Below are 20,096 nucleotides of genomic sequence, written 5' to 3' on the forward strand. Positions count from 1 at the left end.
CCGGCGCGGCGCGGGGGTGCGCGTCTCGGGGGGGGGGCGCGCCCGGGGGGGCGCCGGGGCGGGGCGGCGGCGGGCCGCCCCCCCCCCCCCCCCCCCCCCCCCCCCCCCCACCACCGTGAAGGAGCGCGTCATCCTCGGTCGGCCCGCCCGGGCGCGGACGGCTGATAGGGCTGTCGCGTCCCGCCGGTACGCGAGGGCAGCAGCACGACGACGAGTACGGCCCCGAGCGCCACGCAGATCGCGCCCGCCGTGAGCCCACCTGAGTAGCCCATGACGGCCAGCGCGGCCACCCCGACGGCGCCGCCGACCTGCTGGACCGAGGTGAACAGGGCCGAACCGAGACCGGCGTCCTCCTCGGTGGTGCCGTCGACCGCGGTCGCGGCCATGACGGGCAGGCTCAGCCCGTTGCCCACACTCAGGATGAGCATGCCGGGCAGGACATGGGCGGCATAGGAGTCGCCCGCCGCCACGCCGGACAGCAGCAGCAAACCGGCGATGTTGATGAGGAAGGCGAGCAGGAGCGCCCAGCGCGTCCCGATCCTGAGGGAGATGCGGGAGGACAGCCACATGCCCGCCAGGATGCCGCCGCCGTAGGGCAGATAGGCGATGCCGGCCAGGAGCGGGCTGTATCCCAGAGCGGTCTGAATCTGGATCATCAGCAGGAACGACATCGCGTACATCGCCATCGAGAACAGCAGGGTCGCGCCGTTGGCGACCGCCCGCGTCCGTGAGGCCAGGAACGATCTGGGCACCAACGGCGCCACCGCCCGCGATTCGGCCACCAGGAACACCACCGCCAAGGCGGCGGAGAGCCCGACGGCGCCGATGACCAGCGGATCGCTCCAGCCGGTCTCTCCGGTCCGCAGCAACCCGTACACCAGCGAAACCGCGGCCCCCGTGACCAGGACCGCGCCGGGAACGTCGAGGCTGCGCCGCCCGGGGGCGAGGGACTCAGGGACCAGGCGAGGCAGCGACGCCAGGGCCACGGCGACGACGGGAAGGTTGATCAGGAAGATCCAGCGCCAGGACACCAGGTCGGTCAGCGCCCCGGACAGCACCAGGCCCGAGGTCCCGCCGAGGGCCGCGATGCCGCCCCAGACACCCAGCGCCCTGGCCCGCTCCTCCGGCCCCGGATACAGCAACGTGATCATCGACATCGCCGCAGGACTGGCCATCGCAGAACCCGCTCCCTGCACGAACCGCCCGACCACGAGCTGCCACGGCTCCTGCGCCAGCCCGCACGCCAGACTGGCCACCCCGAACAGCGCCACCCCGCTCAGGAAGACGCGGCGGCGGCCCAGCAGATCCGCCATCCGGCCGCACAGCAGCAGCAAACCGCCGAAGGCCAGGAAGTAGGCGTTGACGACCCAGGGCAATCCGGACGCGGTGAAGCCCAGCTCATCGCGGATGCTGGGCAGGGCCACGCTCACGACGGTGTCATCGAGAACAAGCATGAACTGGACAAGACACAACACAATCATCGGCACCCGACGACGCTATGATCCGCCGCATTTGGCCACAATTCGCGATGAGGCCAGACTATGTCGCATGGAGGACATGGGCGGCGCGATCATCGTCGGGCACTTCCCGCTGACCTCGGGAGAGTGGATCCCCCCGCACAGTCACACCCACCACCAGCTCGCCTGGACCCGGCGCGGCGTCCTGAGCGTCGAAGTGGGCGAGGTGTACTGGGTCCTGCCGCCCACCCGGGCACTGTGGCTGCCCGCGGGTGTCACCCACGCGACCGGCGCGACCCGCGACGCCGTACTGTGCAGCCTCTATCTGGCGCCGGAACGCTGCCCGCTGGACTGTCCCGAGCCCACCGCGGTCGGCGTGGACGGCCTGCTGGCCGAGCTGATCGCGTACCTGGCCCGCACCGACCTCGCCGACGACGCGCGGTTGCGCGCCGCCCTGCCGCTGCTGGCCGAGGGCCAGCCGGTGTCGCGGGTGGCACACAGCGTGGGGTACGCCACGGCGAGCGCGTTCCTGGCGGCCTTCCGCCGCACGGTCGGCACCACGCCCCGGCGCTACCTGCTCAGCCGTTGAATTCAAGTCTGGATCAGGCCGGGCGGCGGCTGCGATAGGCGGCGGTCTTGGCGCGAGCCGTACACGCGGCGCTGCAGTAACGACGCGACCCATTACGGGTCAGATCGATATAGACCGCCTCGCACTGGTGCGCCTGGCACACCCCGAAGCGATCCGGGCCGAAGCCGTCCACGATAAGGGCCAGCGCCGTGGCGAACTCACCGCCCAGTCCCTCCACCTGGGTGCCGCCCGAGCCGTGGAAGTGCAGGTGGAACGGCTGGCCGACATCCTCGACCAGGTACGGCTGCGCACCGTACCTGCGGATCATGGCGTTGATGCGGGCGGCCTGCTCGGCCGGCTGCTCGGCCAGGAGCGCTTGCCGCAACTCGGTGGCCAGCTCGGCCAGGTGCCGCCCCGCGTCCGGAACGGCGCGCAGGGCCTCACTCGTACTGTCGCCGAGATGGGTGGCGAACGTCGTCGCGAGGTCGTCGCCCACCAGTGGCCGCACCGAGCCGCCGCCCCGCCGGTATGCCGTGGCCAGGTTGACCAACTCGGCGATCAGCGGCGCCTGCCGAGTCACGTTACAGGCTATCTCCACTTGACCAGTAACATCCTTCCGTGTGTCATAGGCGTAATCCAGTTAGATGGTAACGGAGTCCGCCATGTTCGCACCTTATCGCCGCCTGTTCGCCCTGCCGGGCGTCCCGCACCTGCTCGTCGCCGGGCTCATCGTCAAGCTGGGCACGCCCGTGCTCAGCCTCGCCCTGCTGCTGGCCGCCGTCGACCGGCTCGGCTCCTACGCCACCGCCGGCCTCGTGCTCACCGGCCACGCGCTGGCCCTGGCCGTGTGCGCGCCCATCGGCGGGCGCATCGCCGACCGGTACGGCCCCCGCCGCGCGCTGACCGGCTACCTGGTCACCCACGCCCTCGCCTACGCTCTCCTCCTGCTCGCCCCGCCTGCCCTGATGATCGGCGCCGCCGTACTGCTCGGCGCCACCACCCCGCCCGCCGGATCCGTCATCAGAACCGCCTGGCCACGCCTCGTACCCGCCACCTCCCTGCCCGCCGCCTACGCGGTCGACAACGCCGTCAACGAGCTGACCTTCATCGCCGGCCCCCTGCTCGTGCCGGTCCTGACCTGGGCCGTCCCCGCCCAGAGCGTGGTGACTGCCGCCGGCGCCGCCGTCCTGCTCGGCACCGCGCTGCTGCTGGCCTCCCCTGCGATACGACAGACCGCTTCCACCACGCCGGGCAGGCTCCATTTGGCCGGGCCGCTCACCCACCGGCCGGTTCTCGTGCTGCTGACCATCGCCGCCTTGGGCACGTTCACCTTCGGCTGCCTGCGCATCGCCACGGTCGCCTCGGCCACCGTCTTCGGCTCCGCTTCCTCCGCCGGCGTACTGATGGGCCTGCTGTCGGCCGGCGCCCTCCTGGGCACCCTCGGGTACGGCGCGCGCGCCTGGCCCGTCACCAGCGGGCGCCTGCTGGTCCTGCTCTCGCTCGCCGAGGCGGCCGTCCTGCTCACCGGAGGCTGGGCACCCGGCTTCATGGCACTCGCCGTACTGATCACTCTTGTCGGGCTTGTGACCGGGCCACGCGACGCGGTCGTGCCGACCCTGCTCGCCGAACACGCCCCCGCCCGCTACCGCACCGAAGTCTTCGCCTGGCTCAACACCTTCACCTGGGCCGGCTACGGCCTGGGCACCGCCGTCGCCGGCCAGCTCACCGCCCCCCACGACACCGGCGCGGCCGCCTTCGGCGCCGCCGCGATCGCAGCCATGGCAGGTGCCATCCTGGCCGCCGTCGCCAGTCGGATCACCTCACCCCTGCCGGCACCCGCCGCGGTCCCGGCCGAAGGTGAAGCTGATCACGTAGCCGACAACTGATCGTCGGCAGGCTTGCCGGGCCACGACCACGGACGGGGTCGGTGGCACGGACCCAAGCGAGGCCCCGACACCTGCGCATCGGCTACGCCCGCGACCGCACTGCCCCCGCCGGGCCTGCGGCCGCTGCCGCATGAGGATGCCGCCACGGTCGTGGGTGAGAACGGCGCTTGAACCGCCGGACTGCCGTACCCCCCGTATGTGACAGAACTCAGTCAGACGTCGCCGAGCTTGGCCCAGGCGGGCACGGCCGGGGCGACCTGACCGCGCTTGCGGCACCGCGGCGCGACGGGTGCGGTGGCAATGATGCCGCTGCAGCGCCACTGGGCGGCCACAGTAGCCGTGGGGTTGTGGGGCTGGGGCCGTGGTCAGCGCTGTGCCAGCAGGCGTGATGCCGCCTCTCGTGCGAGGCCGGCAGCGGTCGGGTCGCCGAGGCCGACGCGGACGCAGGCGGCTCCGTCAGCGAGCGTGAGCACGGTGGCCGCGACTGCGTCAGGGGCCGTCTCCCCCGCCGCGGCGGCGAGTTCGGCGAGGTAGCGGAGGATTTCGCGCTTGTGGTCGCGGATCGCGAGACGCACGGGGTGATCGGCGTCGGGGTATTCGGCGGCGACGTTCATGAGATCGCTGCCGCGGTAGGAGGGTTCGGCGAACTCCTCGCCCAGCAGATCGAAGATCGCAAGGAGTCGGTCCTGCGGCGTCTTCGCGGCGGCTGCGAGAGCGCGCAGGCGCGCGCACCACTCGTCGTTGCGCTGACGCAGGACAGCGGCGACGAGCTCGTCCTTGGACCGGAAGTGCTGGTAGAGGGTCGATTTCGCCACCTCGGCGGCGCGCCAGATCTCGTTGATGCCCACCGCCCGTACGCCACAGCGAGTGAACAGATCAGCCGCAGCCGCGACGATCTTGGCGCGGGTGGTCTCAGGGGTGGTCATCGGCACCTCCGGTGTGGAGCGGGGAATGGGGACGGCTGCGCCGCTGTTCGCATCGAACAGACTAGTCGGTTCGATTAGGAGGCTCCATGCTCACCCTCGAGCTTTTCAGCGATCTGATCTGCCCCTGGTGCTACATCGGCGGACGCCGGCTGCAGCGCGCCGTCGGCATCGTCGAAGAGCGCACCGGCGGGCGCTTCCACGTTCGCCACCACGCTTTCGAGCTGAACCCGGAGATGCCGCCGGAGGGGATGGACCGGCGCCGCTACCGAAGTGAGAAGTTCGGCAGCTGGGAGCGTTCCCTGCAGCTCGACGCCGGCACGGTGCTGGCGGGCCGGGGCGAGGGCATCGTCTTCGGCTACGAGGCGATGACCAGGACGCCGAACACCCGGGCCGGGCACCGGCTGATCGCCCTGGCGGAACGCGAGGCGGGGCGCGGTGCCGCGATGGCCGACCGCCTGCTCGCGGCCTACTTCTCCGAGGGCCAGGACATCGGTGACACGACCGTACTCTCCCGGCTCGGCGCGGAGATGGGGCTCGGCGCTGACGTGGCCGCGCGGTTGGCGGACCCGGCGCTGGAGGCGACCGTGCGAGAGGAGGAGCAGCTCGCCGAACGCATGGGTCTTCGGGGCGTACCGCTGCTGATCGTGGGAGACCAGGCGATCGCCGGCGCGGCCGAGACCGAGGCGCTTGCCGAGGTCCTCGAACGCCACGCCACCCGGCCGCCCGGCTGCGAGGAAGGGGTGTGCTCGCTGTGACCGGAGTGGCGGACATCAAGACAGTGGGCATAGTCGGCGGTTCGCTGGGCGGCCTGTTCCAGGCGGTCGCGCTCGCCGAACTGGGGCTGGACGTGACGGTCTGGGAGCGATCGGCGGGCCGCCCCGACGACCGCGGCGCGGGGATCGTACTGCAGCCGGGCGTCGCCTGGTTCCTGAGCATGTTCTGCGGCGTCGACCCCGACCGGATCAGCGTCCCCGTCACACACCGGCAGTTCTTCACCCGGGACGGGCGCAGCCACCACACGCTCATGCGGCAGCGGATGATCTCCTGGGGAGCGATCTACACGTCCCTGCGGGACCGCCTGGACGTCGCGCGCTACCACGACGGGCAGCACGTGACCGCCCTCACGTCCCGGCCCGATGGCGTCGCCGTCGAGGTCGGCGGGGCCGTCCACTCCGTCGACCTGGCGATCGTCGCGGACGGCTCGGCGTCCCGGCATCGCGGACTTGTCGCGCCGGACGGCGTTCCGCGGTACGCCGGGTATGTCGCCTACCGCGGCGTGATCGACGAAGCCGAGCTCCCCGGGGAGCTAAGCGCGAGCTTGCGTGACCGCTTCAGCTTCTACGACGGGGACCAGACTCAGTTCCTGTGCTACTTCATCCCCGGTGACTTCGGCACGACCCGGCGCCGGATGAACTGGGTGTGGTACGTACGGGCTGATGCGGCCGGGCTCGACCGCATCACCACCAACCGGGACGGCATCGCCCACGGACCGTCCCTGCCTCCGGGGCTGATCGCACCGCAGGTGCACGCCGAACTACTGGCCCGCGCACGGACGTCGCTGCCCCAGCCCCTGCGCCGGCTCGTTGAGCACACCCGCGAGCCGTTCGCGCAGGCGATCCTCGACGGGCGGGTCAGCAGGATGCGCAAGGACCGGATGCTGCTCACCGGGGATGCGGCGTTCGTGGTCCGGCCGCACACGGCGGCCAGCGCGGAGAAGGCGGCCACAGACGCCATCGCCCTTTTCACCGCCCTGCAACAGTTCCCATCCGTGGACGCCGCCCTGCAGGCGTGGGAGAAGGACCGGCTCGCCGAAGGAGCCGCCCTCTACCGGCACGGCGTAAGCCTCGGGCACCGGCTGGGCCTCAGCGCTCCCGCGGCGATGCCCGACCGAATCGGCTGACACAGCGTTCCCGGGCCGGCCCCGTACAGGGCGAGCACCGCGTGCCGCCGGACTCCGCCACCCTCCTCCGGCCGGCCTCGCCCGGGTCAGGACACTGGCGGAGACCCTCAACCCGCGCGCCGCCTGACCATACCCTCGGCCATCTGGCTCGGCTTGGAGCCGCGAGTGCTGTCGCCAGGCGCCCGCTTGGTGAACACGGCGCCGCAGGACGTAGGCCAAAGCCCTTGCGCCAGGCCGTCCCGTCACCGTGATGAGGCGATAACTGGCTTCAGATACGAGGCCGAAGGGTGCGCCGGACGGCGACACCGCCCAATGCGAGAGCGGGGATGAGCAGGATTCCCGCTTCGGTCCATTGGAACTGCCAGAACCTGCTCGCGCGGTGGAATTCGGCCACCTGCCGATAGCCATGGCTGAATGAGCACTTGGCGTACTTCTTGGTCGTCTCGTCTGTCCCGCATGGGCCGGCGAGCGCAAGCGTTACGTCCTGATGGGTGAACTTCACGCCGCTCTTGTCGATCCAATAGTCGTCCACAGACAGGGAGTCTTCCGGTACGAGCTCGTCCATGACCTTGGCCTGCACGGCTCGCTCCGGCGGCGCGTAGGAGGACGGCGCCCTGAGGAGTCCGAAGAATGCCAACGCGCACACCGCCAGGGTCACCGCCATCGCCGGCAGGGTCCGCCGGAACAGCGCGCCCGTGGCCATGCCGAGCACGAACGCGGCCAGCCACCACGCCGCCGGAACGATGCCGACAAGACGGAACCACCTCAAGTCGAAGCGGTCGACGTTGTAGGGAGGGACGTCGAAGGCGGCCAGCCACGGATCCACGATGCCGGCCAGCGCCAGCCCGCCGAGCGTGACCGCGGCACCGAGGCCGACGATTTTGGCCGTCAACCAGCGGCGCCGCGTCACCGACTGGGTCCAGGTCAGCTGGTGCGTGCCCTGCTCGAACTCCCGGGCCAGGAGCGGAGCGCCCCAGAAAGCGCCGACCATCGCCGGGGCCAGCAGCGGAAGCCAGCCGAGGAGTTCACCCGCCAGCCGCATGCGCTCGTTCATCTCCACGAGGTAAGGGCTGCACGCGGGCGTGTCCGTCACACAGTCGGCCGTCGGAGCGTTCTGGGCGGCGAAATCCGCCGCGCCCAGACCGCTGACGAGCAGCACCGCGCCGAGGACGGCCAGCAGCGCCGTGGTGACGAGCACCTGCATGCGATGCTGCCGCCAGGTAAGCCACAACACTTCCAGGTCTCCTAGCAGTCAGGAAATGGTCAGGGTCGGACGAGGCAGTGAGGTGGTGTCGGGGCGGCGCAGGTAGGCCAGCACCAGCTCCTCCAGGCTCACACCGGACTCTCTCCATCGCGGGTCGTGCAACGGCGTTCCCGAGCCGGTGCGAGCCAGCAGGTCGGCCTGCCGTTCGCTACGGCTGTCGCTGATCACCGGCACCCGGGCTGTCATCCCGTCGGCGAGCTCGGCCGGACCGGACAGCATCCGGTGAGTGGCGAGCAACTCGTCGACCTCGCCGCTGATCTGGACCTGGCCACGGTTGAGCACCACCAGCCAGTCGCAGGCGTTGGTCAGGTCGGACACCACGTGGGAGGACAGCACGACGGTCATCTGCGTCTCGGCCACCGCCGCCATCAGGGAGCGCATGACGTCGTGCCGGGCCACCGGGTCGAGGTTGGCCAGCGGCTCGTCCATGACCAGCAGCTCCGGCCGCTTGGCCACGGCAATGGTCAGCGCGACCTGCGCCTGCTGACCTCCGGACAGCTTGCCGACCTTGCGGTTCAGCGGGATGTCCAGTTCCGCCAGCCGCTGCCGGGCCAGGGCGTCGTCCCACCCCGGATTGAGATGGTGTCCGAAGCGGAGCATCTCAGCGACGGTGAAGCCGTCGTAGAGGGGTTTGTCCTGGGCCAGGAACGCCACCCGTGCGAGGGCCTCCGCCCGCTGCCCGACCGGCTCGCCGAAGACGCGCACGCTGCCCCGGGTGGGGGCGATCAACCCGGCGACCAGGTGCAGGAACGTGGACTTGCCCGCGCCGTTCGGTCCGACGAGCGCGACGACCCTGCTGGCGGGGACGGACAGCGTGCACTCGCGCAACGCCCACGTGCCCCGATACCGCTTGGCGAGCCTCACGGCCTCCAGAGCCGCCGGGCTCTGTGCGGGGGCGGTGAGCTCACCGGATCCGCCGCCGAACATCCCCACTGTCCGATCCGCCGTCATGCGATCCCCTCCTGGGGGAAGTCAGCGAGCACCGAGGCGAACAGCGCCTCCATATCCCCTTGGTCGAGCCCCGCTTCACGGCAGCCGCGCACCCATTGGGCGAGGTCGCGGCGGAACCGGGTGTGATCGGCCGTGGATCCGCCGCCCAGGGACCGCTGCACAAACGTGCCCAACCCGGGCCGGCCGACGACGAGGCCCTCGTTTTCCAGTTCGCGGTAGGCCTTGGCCACCGTGTTCGGATTGATCGCGAGGTCGCTGACGACCTCTTTGATCGTCGGCAGCCGATCGCCCGGCATGAGCGCACCGAGCCGCAAGGCGTGTTTGACCTGATGCACCAGTTGCAGATAGGTCGCCACACCAGAGCTTGGATCGAGGCGAAACTTGATCACCGCAATACCCTTTTCCTATTGAATTAGTAAAAGGGTATTAGTGCCCCACGATCTTCGTCAACTCGGCCTCCTGGCCTCTCGCGCGGGTCGTCGTCGTCTCTTCCCGAGAGCCCCAGATTCGGCCCGCACTGCCAGCCGCAAAGCAGCTCTGCGTGACAGCGGCGACGGACTGCGGTTCGCACAAACGAAGAGCGGCGCCCGTGCCCGCGCTGCCTGGTCGAGCCCGGCTCGCCGTGTCGGTCGCGCTCCGGCACCGTCGCCGGGGCCTACCACGCCGGGCGGTTCACCAAAGTCCCTCGGCCGGCGAAGCTGTTGCGCGTGCCGGCCCCGACCGACCGCGGGCCGGGGCGGCTGTGGTGGCCAGGCACCCTGCCGCCGACGCCGATCCTCGCTGACACCCCGGCCACGGACATCCGCGTCACCTACGCCCACCTCACCCAGGAACTTCAGTCCCAGATGGACGCGCTGGCCGCACACGGCATCCGCGCGAGAAGATCTTCGCCGAGAAGGTATCCACCCGCATGCGGGTTCGCCCGAAGTTCGGAGCCGCCCTGAAGCCCTGCCGCGCGATCAAGGCGCACGCCCCGCACTGCCGAGTCGTCCTCACCGTGTACGAGATGAAGCGGCTAGGCCGCGACTCGGCTGAGTTGACCGCGCCGACCGACCACCTCACCGCGCACGGCATCGCCCTGGAGATGCTCGCCGAGCCGCTGACCGGGATCTACGACCCATCCGGCACAGGGCGGGTGCTGTTCGCATTCTTCGCCGCGATGGCCGAAACCGAACGCGAGAACATCGGGGAGCCCACTCTGGAAGGCCTGCATGCCGCCGCCCGCAAGGGAAACCACGGCGGACGCCCGCCAGTGATCACCGACATGCTGCACACCGTGCTCCGCCACCGCGCGAACGGCGAATCGGTGGAGGAGATCCGTCCGGACCTGATCATCCCCATCGGCAAGCGCAAGGGACAGCACCCTAGCCTGGCGAGCATCTACCGGGCACCGGCCGAGCACCCACAAGCGGCAGGCGTATCCCAAGGCCGTGGAGCAGGCCCATGCCGACTTCGCCATGCTCCAAGCGAGCACCTGATCGGCACGGCCAATCGGCCGCATCATCGCTGGCCGGCGATTACCCGCCCGATTCTCGGCGGCAACTACGGCTACCCCCTTGGGGTCGGCTTCGGGAGTCCTGGGCCGTCTAGGACGAGCGAAGTTCCGCGGCCACCGCCCGTTCCCGCAGCTGCGCCGCCTCCGCCCGTGCCGCCTCCAACTCGGCCCGCAGATCCTCGAGCCGCATCCGCTCCAGCCTCAGCTCCGCCAGCAACCCGTCGCGCTCCTTCGCCACGGCATCGGCCCGGGACTTCTCCCGGGAGGCCAGCTTCCGCTCCCGGGTCAGCGACGCGGAAGCCTCCGCCACCCTCCCCTCCAGCCGCTCCACCTCGGCCGTCGCCTGCGAGGCGTCCTTGAGCGCCACCGCCCGGTCCCGCTCGGCCTCTTTGAGTGCCAAGGCCCGATCGCGTTCGGCCTCTTTGAGTGTCATGGCCCGGTCCCGTTCGGCTTCCTTGAGTGCCACGGCCCGATCCCGCTCGGCCTCCGCCGCCGCCCGTTCGGCCGTGACGGCCCGCTCCACCGTCCGGTCCCGCTCCTGTGCCGCCGCCTCTGCGCGGGTCTGCGCCTCGATCAGCTTCCGTTCGGCCTGTTCACGCTCCCGCACCGCTGCCGCCGTCTCGTCCCGGGCCCGGTCGCGTTCCTCCCGTGCCCGCTCGGTCTCCTCCTGAGCCTGTACGACCTGCGCCCGCGCCTCGGCGGTGCGCTGCTCAGCCTGCGCCATGACTTCAGCCGTACGACGCTCGGCCAGCTCCGCCCGCTCGGCCAGCTCATGAACGACCTGGTCCCTGGCCTGCTCCGTCAACTCGCCCCGATGCAGCGCCTCTTCGGCCCGCCGCTCGGCCGTCTTCGCGCGCTGCTTCGCCTCCTCGGCCGTCTGCAGCGCCTGTCGTTCGGTGCTCGCGGCCTCCCGCAACGCGGCCAGCGCCTGCTCCCGCGCCCGTTCGGCATCCCCCAGTGCCGTCTCGCGCTCGGCCTGCGCCTCTTCGAGCCGTACCCGCATCTCGGCCGTCTGCCTGCGGGCGTGTTCGGCGGCCTCGCGCGCCAGCCGTACCTGCTCGAACGCCTGCTCCCGCTCCGTACGCGCGATCGCCACGCGCGTGTGCGCCTCGGCCTGCATCGCGCTCAGCTTCGCCTCGACCCCCGCCGGACTCAGCTCCGCAGCCAGTGCCCGCGCCAGCGGCTCGATGGCGGCGGTCAGCCCGCTCTCCATCCGGTCGTACAACTGCTCGGCCCTGGCCAGCGCCCCCTCCAGCCCCGGCGTGGCCCGCCGCAACTCCCGCTCCCGCTTGGCCGCCGCCTGGCAGTCCTTCTCGGGGCAGTACGCCTTGGGCCGCCCTCTCCCCCGCCGCTGCTCGATCGGCGACCCACAGTGCTTGCAAGGCGTTACCACACTGGCATCCGGAGTCACGGCGGCAGCCTACCATTTTTGATTTTCCAGAAAATAAAATCCAGAAAACATGACCTGTTGTGCCGCGCTCGCGCCCACATGTCTTTCGACGGGAGCGTGCCGACTCGAAGTGATGCGCAGGACCTGCAGTTCCGGGGTTGAGGAACCGCCGGACATCCGTTAATCGATAAGAGCGATCTTGCTGGGGGCGCCACCCACCGGAACACCGAGCGATCACTCTGAACGCCCAGGTCAATGCCGCGACGTTCACCGGAGCGGGGTAGTGGTCGGCGGTGGACGCCGACGTCAAGGTGCACGGAGGGGCTCCGTGGCGAATCCGTGCCCCTTCCGTGGCGGTCAGGGGGTCTGCACGGATGTCCCGGCCTGTCGCGGCAGGCCAGAGTCGCAGGCAGCGACAGCGACGCAGAAGGGTCGCCTTGGCATGCCGAGCCTGCTCGCCATCGCATGTCGAGAAACAGCGGTCGGCTCCGACCTACCTATGACCGCACGGACAAGAGGAGGCTACTCATGGGCAAGATCATCTACTGGGTGCACGCGTCGGTGGACGGGTTCATCGACGGACCCGATGGGGAGTTCGACTGGCCGGTGATGGGTTCGGAGCTGTCGGCGTACTCCGAAGGTCTGGACAAGAGGGTCGACACGCTGCTGTTCGGACGTCCGGTGTGGGAGATGATGGTGGGGTTCTGGCCGAACGCCGAGTCGCTGTTGGACGATCCGCATGTCGCCGCTTTCGCGCCGTTCTGGCGTGCCACGCCGAAGATCGTCTTCTCGCGTACGTACCCGGGTGACGAGTGGACCAGTCGCGTCATCAGCGGCAATCTGGCCGAGGAGGTCACCGCCCTCAAGGCCCGGCCGGGCGGCGGGGACCTGCTCCTCACCGGTGGCTCCGCGCTGGCGGCGGCGCTGACCGAGCTGGGGCTCATCGACGAGTACCACGTCGCCGTGCACCCGGTGGTGCTCGGCGGCGGCCGGCAGCTGTTCGCCGCGCCGGAGCAGCGCCACAAGCTGCGGCTCGTCGACTCGCGCGTCCTCGACGGCCAGGTCGTGGTGTCGCACTACCAGCTCCCCTCCAGCTGAGCGAGCCGCGCTGCCTTTTGCCTGCGTGGCGGCCGTGGAACCCACCGGCACGGTGCCGATGCCACGGTTGCGGGGCACACGCCGGGGAGTCAGCCTGGTCCCGGTCGGCAGGTGCGGCGTGCAGGGCAGTGTGGGGGTCAGGGTGCCGGCGATCATCGCGGCCCTGCCCGGGCCTCGAACGTGTGTCCAGCGAAAACACCTGGATGACCTGCGCTGCAGCAAGGCGTTAAGGTGAGCGCGAGGTGATCCATGGCGCGCCGCAGGACGCTCGCACCGGCCTTGGTGACGGCCTTGCTCGTGGTGCTCGGCATCGTGATCGGCCTGCCGGTCAATGTCGTCAGCGACTACCTACCGGACGATGTCACCGCCAACCGGCCCGCCTGGATCGCCGGTCTCGCCGGTGCCGTCGTGCTCATCGTGGCCCTCACCTTGCTGTTACCCACATTGTCCGAGCGCCAGGCCCGGGTGCCGTCGTTCCGCGTGCCGCCGCGGGATCCGGAATGGGTCGACCGGCCGGAACTCGCCATGATCACGGCTGCGCTGCGCCGGGGATCGGCGCCGGTCGGGCTGACCGCGGGCATCGTCGGCGCGGGCGGCTTCGGCAAGACCTCGCTCGCCGCCGAGATCTGCCATCGCCGGGAGGCCCGCCGGCGGTTCAAGGGCGGCATCATCTGGGTGACGCTCGGCCGCGACCGGACCGGCGCGGAACTCGCCTCCCTCATCAACGACGTCGTGGCCCACCTCGATGGGGAGCGCCCCGAGTTCGGCGATCCCGAGCAGGCCGGCCATCGGCTGGCCGAGGCTCTCGACGGTCGCAAGCCCGTGCTGCTGGTGATCGACGACGTGTGGAATGTCGCCCAGCTCGGTCCGTTCCTGCCGGCGGCCGCCCATGCTCAGCTCCTGGTCACCAGCCGGCGTCCGTCCATCGTGCGGGGCACCACGATCGAGGTCGACGAGATGTCCCCGCAGGCGGCCACCCACCTGCTCACCCGTGATCTGCCGGACATGCGGGCCGATCTCGTACGGGATCTGCTGCGCGCCACCGGCCGCTGGCCGCTGCTGCTGGCGATCGTCAACGCCCGTCTGCGCAAGCAGCGAGCCGGCGGCGCCGTCGTGGACACGGCCGCCGAGGAGGCGCTACGGCGGCTGCGGGCGAACGGACCGGCGACCTTCGACCTCACCGTGACCGACGAGCGCGCGCAGGTGGTGAGCGCGACCGTCGGCTACAGCCTGGACCTGCTCACGGGCGAGGAGCAGGCCCGGTTCGCCGACCTCGGTGTCCTGCCCGAGGACACCGACGTGCCGGTCGACGCTGTCGCCTTGCTGTGGGGATGCCCCAAGGCCGAAGCGGAGCGCCTGTGCGAGAAGCTGCACGAGCTCGGCCTGCTCACCCTGCACTGGGCCGCCGACTCGATGGCCGTGGTCACCCTGCACGACGTCATCCGCGGCTATCTGCGCTCGGCAGCCGGATCGACGGCCCTCGTCATGGCCGGCCGCCGGCTGATCACCCGGGCCAGAGCGCTCGCTCCCGGCGGCTGGTGGAACCTGCCGCCGTGCGAGCCGTACCTATGGGACAACCTGGCCTTCCACCTCGAAGAGGCCGGCTTGCACGGCGAAGTGAACGACCTCGTCTCCGACGTCCGCTGGCTGGTGCCGCGCACCGCTCGATCCGGGACGGCCGCCGCGGCGGCCGACCTTGCTCACGCGTCCTCGCCGACGGCCCGGCGGATCGCCGGCATGCTCTCCGCGTTCGGACACCTCCTGACCTCCTCCGCCGACCTGCTGACCCGGCTCAGCGCCATCCCCGGCCGGCAATCGCAGGTCGCCTCGTACGCCGAACAGGCCGAGGTCCCCTTTCTGCCCGCCCGCTGGCCGCTCCCCGAGGGCGACTCGGCGAACCTGCGCCGCCTGCTGCCCGGTCACCCCAAGGGCGTGGCCGCACTGGCGATCGCTCCCGACGGCAGCTGGCTGGCCACCGGCGAGAGCAGCGGCCCGAAATCCAACGCCAACTACAGCGACGCCGTCGGCATCGTGCGCCTGTGGAACAGCGACGGCGACCTCCAGGCCACTCTCGACGGACATCCGGGTGGGGTCAGCGCGCTGGCCATCGCCCCCGACAGCACCTTCCTGGTCACCGGCGACGGCAACGGCTTCGACGCGATCAGCATGGAGCACAGCGTCGGCACCGCCCGCCTGTGGACGCCCGAAGGAGACCGCATCGCCTTCCTCGACGGCCACCACGACATGGTGACGGCGATCGCCATCGCCCCCGACAGCAGCTGGCTGGCCACCGGCGACCACAGCGCCACCGTCCGCATCTGGAACGGGCGAGGCCGCCTGCTGGCCACGTACCGCAGCGACACCGGCATGGGCTGGATCTCGGCGCTGGCCATCGCACCGGACGGCACCTGGCTGGCCGCCGGCTACGGATTCCGCGTGATGATCCTGGATCCCGGCGGCATCCCGATCGCCCTCCTCCATCCCGGCTACGGCCAGGTGACGACGTTGGTGATCTCACCGGACGGTTCCTGGCTCGCCGTGGGTGACGACCGCGGCGTCGTACACGTCCTGGACCCGCACTTCACCGCCTCGCCCAGAGCTTTCACCCTCCCCTCGGGATGCCGCTGTCTGGCGATCTCCCCGGACAGCTCCTGGCTCGCGGCCGGCAGCGACGCCGGCGAGATCCACATCCAGGACCGCGACGGGCACGTGCGCGGCGTCATCGATGGCCATGACGCCGCGGTGACCACCCTGGCCATCGCCCCGGACGGCACATGGCTGGCCGGCGGCGACGCGGCCGGCCAGGTGCGCCTGTGGCAGAGCGACGGCAGTCCACGGGCGGCACTGAGCGGCCACACCGGCTGGATGAGCGGGCTCGCGATCGCCTCCGACGGCGCCTGGCTCGCCAGCGCGAGCAGCGGCAACAACGCTGCCAGGCTCTGGGACTCCGCCCCTGACGTGCTCGTCGAGACTCCGCGCGAGACCGGGCCGGTCACCGCCCTGGCCGCCGCGGCGAACGGGCCGTGGTTCGTCGTCGGCGACGACCGGGGCCGGGCGCGGGTCTGGGACGCCGACGGGAACCGGCGTGCCGAGGTGAGTGCCCTGCCCACGCAGGTGTCCGCGCTCGCCGTCGCGCCGGACGGTGCCTGGTTCGCCACAGCGGCCATCTACGAGGACGTCCGGCTGTGGAACGCTCGCGGCGAGCCGCGCGCCCGGCTGAGCGGGTCGGACGGTTCGTCGGCCCTGGCCATCGCTCCGGACGGGTCGTGGCTTGCCACCGGCGGTGGCCGCGGCGAGGTCCGGCTCTGGGGTTGCGGGGGCGATCTGCGCCGCACATTGACGATCCGCCATGCGGAACAGCGGATTCACGCCCTGGCCATCGCCCCGGACGGAACCTGGTTCGCCACAGCGGACGGCCACTGGATCCAGACGTGGGACGCCGACGGCACGTTCCGCTTCGACCTCCGCTACTCCCCTATCCTGCGGGTCAACGCGCTGATCATCTCGCCGGACGGAACCTGGCTGGCCGCCGGGGGCGGCCGCCAGGTTTCTGTGTGGGACTGCGCGGGCGAGCAGCGCAGCAGCTTCGGCGGCAGTCCTCATTGGGAGCCGATCAAGCTCGCGGTCTCACCGGACGGCGCCCGGCTGGCCACCGGAGACTCGTACGGCGTCGTGCGCATCTGGGATCCGGACGGTCACGAGCACTCCTGCCCGGAGCCGCACCGGGGCCGGGTAGGCGCAGTGGCGTTCTCTCCCGACGGCGCCTGGCTGGCCACCGGCGGGCAGGACGGCATCATCAAGCTGTGGAACGGATCCGACGAGGTCATCTTCCAGACCGCCGAACGGATCACCAGCCTCGCCTGGCTCGCGGACGCGAGCACGCTGTGCGCTGCCGGCCCGCAGGGCCTGTACGTTCTGGGCCGCCCGCAGCCGACAGCGGCCCGCGCAACACCTCCCGTGATCGGTTAAGGGCAGGTCCTCAGTCGGCATTCAGGACGAAGAACAGGAAGCTCGGGTACGGGCGAGGATGCGGTAGTCGTCGGGGAACGGCAGCGGGTCACGCAGGTCGGCCACCCGCAGGCAGGCGCGGGTCAGCTCACCCCGCCCACGACCGCCTTCCCCTCGCGCGCCGCCGCGTAGAACGGCACGAGGGCCTCGAATCCCTCTCACCGGTCGCCGTGGCCAGCCACGGATAGCACCGCCGCCACTGACTGGTGCCACGCTCGGCCTCGGCCCTGCCCTCCGCGAGCAAGGGCGAGCTCCAACGTGATGGCGTACTCACGGACGCAACAGTTGCCGCACCCGGGCGGCCTCGCGGGTGAGGTGGTCGCGCTCCGGCACGCTGGTGGCGGCGCGGGAGGCCTCCGCATACAGGTCGGCGGCGTGCTCGAGGTCGCCGGCGCGTTCGTGCAGGTATGCCGTCACCGCGGCGTAACGGGGCAGGTCGGGCTGCACGTCAGCCAGCGCCGCCAGGCCGGCCTGCGGCCCGTCGGCCTCCCCGACCGCCACTGCGCGGTTGAGCCGCACCACCGGGCTGCCGGTGAGGAGCAGCAGCTCGTCGTACCACTCCACGATCTGCACCCAGTCCGTCTCGGCGGCGCTCCGAGCGTCCGCGTGCAGGGCGGCGATCGCGGCCTGTGCCTGGTATTCGCCCAGCCGGTCGCGGGCCAGCGCGGTCTGCAGGATCGTCACCCCCTCGGCGATCAGGCCGGTGTCCCAGCGCGATCGGTCCTGCTCGCCGAGCGGCACCAGGCGGCCTCCCGATCCGGTACGGGACGCGCGGCGCCCATGGTGCAGCAGCATGAGCGCGAGCAGCCCCGCGACCTCGGGCTCGTCGGTCAGGGCGACGAGCTGGCGGGTGAGGCGGATCGCCTCGGCCGCCAGGTCGACGTCTCCGCCGTAGCCCTCGTTGAAGACGAGGTAGAGCACGCGCAGCAGCGTCCCGAGATCGCCGGGCTGGTCGAGCGGCAGCCCCGCGATCCGCCGCTTGGCCCGGCTGATCCGCTGGGCCATGGTCGCCTCGGGGACCAGGTACGCCGTCGCGATCTGCCGCGTGGTCAGGCCACCTACCGCGCGCAGCGTCAAGGCGACGGCCGAGCTCGGCGGCAGGGTGGGGTGCGCGCACAGGAAGTAGAGCCGCAGCGTGTCGTCCGTGGCGGGCGCCGGACCGGCGGGCGGCTCGACCTTCACGGCGAGCTCCCGTCCCCGCCGCGACGCCTCGGCCCGGGCGGCGTCGAGGAACTTGCGCCACGCGACCGCGACGAGCCATGCCTTGGGCTCGCGGGGCGGATCGTCGGGCCAGGTTTCCAGCGCCCGGATCAGGGCCTCCTGCACGGCATCCTCGGCCGAGGCGAAGTCGGCTCCGCGTCGGACGAGGACAGCGATCACCGCGGGCACGAGCTCCCGCAGCAGTGACTCGTTCACTCGGCCGCTGCGGGCGACTCGGTGAGGAACGGTCGAACCTCGAGCCACTCGTGGATCGGCTCGCCGCCGGCCCCGGGAGCGGCGGACAGCTCCCCGGCCAGCTGGACCGCGCGGTCCCAAGAATCCACGTCGATGATCATCCAGCCGGCGATGAGGTCCTTGGTCTCGGCGAACGGCCCATCGGTCACCGGCGGGCGCCCCTCGCCGTCGTACCGCACGAACGCGCCCCCGGGCGCCAGTGCCTGGCTGGAGACGTACTCCCCCGTCTCCTCCAAGCGCCGGGCGAAGTCGCGCATGTACTGCACGTGCGCGTCGACCTCCTCCGGCGTCCACTGGTCCATCGGCGCCCGGTCGACCGCGGGGGCCGGGCCACCTCGGTAGTGCTTCAGCAGCAGGTACTTCATGATAGATCTCGCTCTCCGGCACACGGCCCGTCGCCCTGGGACACGACGATTTTCCCAGCAGTTTCCACCGCCACCTGACCCGCGACCACGAAGCTGAGGCCTCACGCCGGCCGGCCGAAAACCGGGTGCGGAGTGCCGGTGCGATGGAGTGTGATCGGGGTCATGGCGATGGTGTCGGGTGAGCCGGGCGTTGGCAGGCTGAGCGAGGATGTGGGCGTGCTGCGGGAGTGGCAGCACGAAGGGGCGCCGATGCAACTGCATCCGGGGGACCTGGGCTGGTTCTGGCGGTTCGGCGCGGAGGCGACGGCCGCGGCGGTCCGTACGTGGAGCCGGGACGGCCGGATTCTCGCCATCGGGCTGCTGGACCAGCCCGACCTGTTGCGGCTGACGATCGCGCCGGACGCCCATCGGGACGAGGAACTGGCGCAGCGGCTGGTCGAGGACGTGACCGAGCCGGAGCGCGGCGTGCTGATCGAGGGGAAGGTGAACGTCGAAGCGCCCATGAGCGCGCTGGTCCAGGATCTGCTGTCCGAGAACGGCTGGAACGTCGACGAGCCGTGGACACCGCTGCGCCGCAACCTCACGGAGCCGGTGAAGGATCCAGGGGTGCGGATCGAGGTGATCGGGCCGGAGCAGGCGCATGTGCGGTCCGCCGTCCAGCGGGCATCGTTCGGCGGGTCGACGTTCACGGACGAGCGCTGGCACGCGATGGCGGCCGGATCGCCGTACGCCGACGGCCGGTGCCTGGTCGCGTACGACGGCCAGGGCAACGCGGTGGCGGCGGTGACGGTGTGGTCGGCCGGTCCGGGCAAGCCCGGATTGCTCGAGCCGATGGGCGTGCACCTGGAACATCGCGGTCACGGCTACGGCAGGGCGATCACCGTCGCCGCGGCGGCCGCGCTCCAGGAGCTGGGCTCGTCGAGCGCGATCGTCTGCACCCCGAGCTCCAATGTCGGCGCCGTCGCCACCTATCGGTCAGCCGGCTTCCGGCAACTCCCCGAGGTCCGGGACAAATACCGGGACGCCTAAGCCACATGATCGGCCAGGAAGCCTACCTGGCAAGAACGCGGGTAGCCACAAAAGCTTATGAGCGACGTGGAGACCGGCACCATAACCACCAAAGTGCCCGCGCGCCTTGATCGGCTCCCCTGGTCCCGCTGGCACTGGATGATCGTCATAGGGCTCGGCACCGTCTGGATACTCGACGGGCTCGAGGTCACCATCGTGGGCAACCTCTCAGCTTGTCGTTTAACCTGCCTGCTCGCGGTGCTCGGTGAGTGATGCCGCGCGTTTAGCAGTCTTTCCCACCTCGTGATGACGGGCGAGGACGCGG

Annotated in this window: 17 protein-coding genes and 1 pseudogene; 9 read left to right on the plus strand and 9 right to left on the minus strand. The window is 71.1% G+C overall.

Translation table 11 applies throughout. The annotated features are described in order from the left end of the window. Positions 1-128: 128 nt before the first annotated feature. Entirely contained in the window at positions 129-1,481 is a 1,353-nt protein-coding gene (locus tag ACIHFD_RS66370; RefSeq protein WP_397375724.1) for an MFS transporter, read from the minus strand. A 67-nt stretch (positions 1,482-1,548) separates the two neighbouring features. On the opposite strand from ACIHFD_RS66370, the gene ACIHFD_RS66375 reads away from it, so the two are divergent. Next, positions 1,549-2,046, plus strand: coding sequence for a helix-turn-helix domain-containing protein (locus ACIHFD_RS66375; RefSeq protein ID WP_397375710.1), 498 nt, complete (start codon positions 1,549-1,551; stop codon positions 2,044-2,046). Between the two features lie 13 nt (positions 2,047-2,059). Here ACIHFD_RS66375 and ACIHFD_RS66380 read toward each other — a convergent pair whose 3' ends face one another. After that, on the minus strand, positions 2,060-2,605 hold the full coding sequence (locus ACIHFD_RS66380) for a CGNR zinc finger domain-containing protein (protein ID WP_397375711.1): 546 nt from the start codon (positions 2,603-2,605) through the stop codon (positions 2,060-2,062). 82 nt (positions 2,606-2,687) lie between these two features. On the opposite strand from ACIHFD_RS66380, the gene ACIHFD_RS66385 reads away from it, so the two are divergent. Further along, entirely contained in the window at positions 2,688-3,911 is a 1,224-nt protein-coding gene (locus ACIHFD_RS66385; protein ID WP_397375712.1) for an MFS transporter, read from the plus strand. 365 nt (positions 3,912-4,276) lie between these two features. Here ACIHFD_RS66385 and ACIHFD_RS66390 read toward each other — a convergent pair whose 3' ends face one another. Further along, complete coding sequence (locus ACIHFD_RS66390) at positions 4,277-4,837, minus strand: TetR/AcrR family transcriptional regulator (RefSeq protein WP_397375713.1); 561 nt, start codon at positions 4,835-4,837, stop codon at positions 4,277-4,279. Positions 4,838-4,923: 86 nt separating this feature from the next. Between ACIHFD_RS66390 and ACIHFD_RS66395 the strand changes: the two genes are divergently transcribed. Together ACIHFD_RS66395 and ACIHFD_RS66400 are read left to right on the plus strand one after the other, a co-directional pair. Further along, a complete protein-coding gene (locus ACIHFD_RS66395; RefSeq protein WP_397375714.1) occupies positions 4,924-5,592 on the plus strand; it encodes a DsbA family oxidoreductase in 669 nt (222 codons plus the stop codon). Continuing rightward, positions 5,580-6,737 carry an FAD-dependent monooxygenase gene (locus ACIHFD_RS66400; RefSeq protein ID WP_397375715.1) on the plus strand — a complete coding sequence of 386 codons (1,158 nt, stop codon included), beginning with the start codon at positions 5,580-5,582 and terminating at the stop codon, positions 6,735-6,737. Before ACIHFD_RS66395 ends, ACIHFD_RS66400 begins: the two co-directional genes overlap by 13 nt. A gap of 268 nt (positions 6,738-7,005) precedes the next feature. Here the strand turns inward: ACIHFD_RS66400 and ACIHFD_RS66405 are convergent, their stop codons facing one another. The 3 genes from ACIHFD_RS66405 to ACIHFD_RS66415 are packed head-to-tail and all read right to left on the minus strand — an operon-like array spanning position 7,006 to position 9,341. Further along, positions 7,006-7,941, minus strand: a complete 936-nt coding sequence (locus ACIHFD_RS66405; RefSeq protein WP_397375716.1) for an ABC transporter permease — start codon at positions 7,939-7,941, stop codon at positions 7,006-7,008. Positions 7,942-7,989: 48 nt separating this feature from the next. After that, positions 7,990-8,952: an ABC transporter ATP-binding protein gene (locus ACIHFD_RS66410; RefSeq protein ID WP_397375717.1), complete on the minus strand. Its 963-nt coding sequence runs from the start codon at positions 8,950-8,952 to the stop codon at positions 7,990-7,992. Further along, positions 8,949-9,341: a GntR family transcriptional regulator gene (locus ACIHFD_RS66415; RefSeq protein WP_350730686.1), complete on the minus strand. Its 393-nt coding sequence runs from the start codon at positions 9,339-9,341 to the stop codon at positions 8,949-8,951. Before ACIHFD_RS66415 ends, ACIHFD_RS66410 begins: the two co-directional genes overlap by 4 nt. Before the next feature lie 521 nt (positions 9,342-9,862). On the opposite strand from ACIHFD_RS66415, the pseudogene ACIHFD_RS66420 reads away from it, so the two are divergent. After that, positions 9,863-10,126, plus strand: a pseudogene (locus tag ACIHFD_RS66420) (recombinase family protein); the annotation flags it as partial. Between the two features lie 412 nt (positions 10,127-10,538). On the opposite strand, the gene ACIHFD_RS66425 reads toward ACIHFD_RS66420, so the two are convergent. Continuing rightward, the gene (locus ACIHFD_RS66425) at positions 10,539-11,858 is read right to left on the minus strand and encodes a hypothetical protein (protein ID WP_397375718.1); all 1,320 of its coding nucleotides are present in this window, start codon (positions 11,856-11,858) and stop codon (positions 10,539-10,541) included. Positions 11,859-12,365: 507 nt separating this feature from the next. Between ACIHFD_RS66425 and ACIHFD_RS66430 the strand changes: the two genes are divergently transcribed. Both ACIHFD_RS66430 and ACIHFD_RS66435 read left to right on the plus strand, forming a co-directional pair. Further along, entirely contained in the window at positions 12,366-12,935 is a 570-nt protein-coding gene (locus ACIHFD_RS66430) for a dihydrofolate reductase family protein (RefSeq protein ID WP_397375719.1), read from the plus strand. Positions 12,936-13,184: 249 nt separating this feature from the next. After that, positions 13,185-16,904 (plus strand): NB-ARC domain-containing protein, encoded by a 3,720-nt coding sequence (locus ACIHFD_RS66435; RefSeq protein ID WP_397375720.1) that lies wholly within the window; start codon positions 13,185-13,187, stop codon positions 16,902-16,904. Positions 16,905-17,213: 309 nt separating this feature from the next. Here the strand turns inward: ACIHFD_RS66435 and ACIHFD_RS66440 are convergent, their stop codons facing one another. After that, positions 17,214-18,359, minus strand: coding sequence for an RNA polymerase sigma factor (locus ACIHFD_RS66440; protein ID WP_397375721.1), 1,146 nt, complete (start codon positions 18,357-18,359; stop codon positions 17,214-17,216). Further along, positions 18,356-18,766 carry a YciI family protein gene (locus ACIHFD_RS66445; protein ID WP_397375725.1) on the minus strand — a complete coding sequence of 137 codons (411 nt, stop codon included), beginning with the start codon at positions 18,764-18,766 and terminating at the stop codon, positions 18,356-18,358. The genes ACIHFD_RS66440 and ACIHFD_RS66445 overlap by 4 nt, the downstream gene beginning before the upstream one ends. A 135-nt stretch (positions 18,767-18,901) precedes the next feature. Between ACIHFD_RS66445 and ACIHFD_RS66450 the strand changes: the two genes are divergently transcribed. Further along, the gene (locus ACIHFD_RS66450; protein ID WP_397375722.1) at positions 18,902-19,792 is read left to right on the plus strand and encodes a GNAT family N-acetyltransferase; all 891 of its coding nucleotides are present in this window, start codon (positions 18,902-18,904) and stop codon (positions 19,790-19,792) included. A gap of 57 nt (positions 19,793-19,849) precedes the next feature. Next, a complete protein-coding gene (locus ACIHFD_RS66455; RefSeq protein WP_397375723.1) occupies positions 19,850-20,044 on the plus strand; it encodes a hypothetical protein in 195 nt (64 codons plus the stop codon). The last annotated feature ends 52 nt before the right edge of the window (positions 20,045-20,096 follow it).

This window comes from Nonomuraea sp. NPDC051941 (assembly GCF_044593615.1).

Excerpts from the sequence above, each read along its gene's own strand:
- ACIHFD_RS66370 (WP_397375724.1), bottom strand. The coding sequence starts at position 1,481 with ATGATTGTGTTGTGTCTTGTCCAGTTCATGCTTGTTCTCGATGACACC.
- ACIHFD_RS66375 (WP_397375710.1), top strand. The coding sequence starts at position 1,549 with ATGGAGGACATGGGCGGCGCGATCATCGTCGGGCACTTCCCGCTGACC.
- ACIHFD_RS66385 (WP_397375712.1), top strand. The coding sequence starts at position 2,688 with ATGTTCGCACCTTATCGCCGCCTGTTCGCCCTGCCGGGCGTCCCGCAC.
- ACIHFD_RS66390 (WP_397375713.1), bottom strand. The coding sequence starts at position 4,837 with ATGACCACCCCTGAGACCACCCGCGCCAAGATCGTCGCGGCTGCGGCT.
- ACIHFD_RS66395 (WP_397375714.1), top strand. The coding sequence starts at position 4,924 with ATGCTCACCCTCGAGCTTTTCAGCGATCTGATCTGCCCCTGGTGCTAC.
- ACIHFD_RS66405 (WP_397375716.1), bottom strand. The coding sequence starts at position 7,941 with ATGCAGGTGCTCGTCACCACGGCGCTGCTGGCCGTCCTCGGCGCGGTG.
- ACIHFD_RS66410 (WP_397375717.1), bottom strand. The coding sequence starts at position 8,952 with ATGACGGCGGATCGGACAGTGGGGATGTTCGGCGGCGGATCCGGTGAG.
- ACIHFD_RS66430 (WP_397375719.1), top strand. The coding sequence starts at position 12,366 with ATGGGCAAGATCATCTACTGGGTGCACGCGTCGGTGGACGGGTTCATC.
- ACIHFD_RS66435 (WP_397375720.1), top strand. The coding sequence starts at position 13,185 with ATGGCGCGCCGCAGGACGCTCGCACCGGCCTTGGTGACGGCCTTGCTC.
- ACIHFD_RS66455 (WP_397375723.1), top strand. The coding sequence starts at position 19,850 with ATGAGCGACGTGGAGACCGGCACCATAACCACCAAAGTGCCCGCGCGC.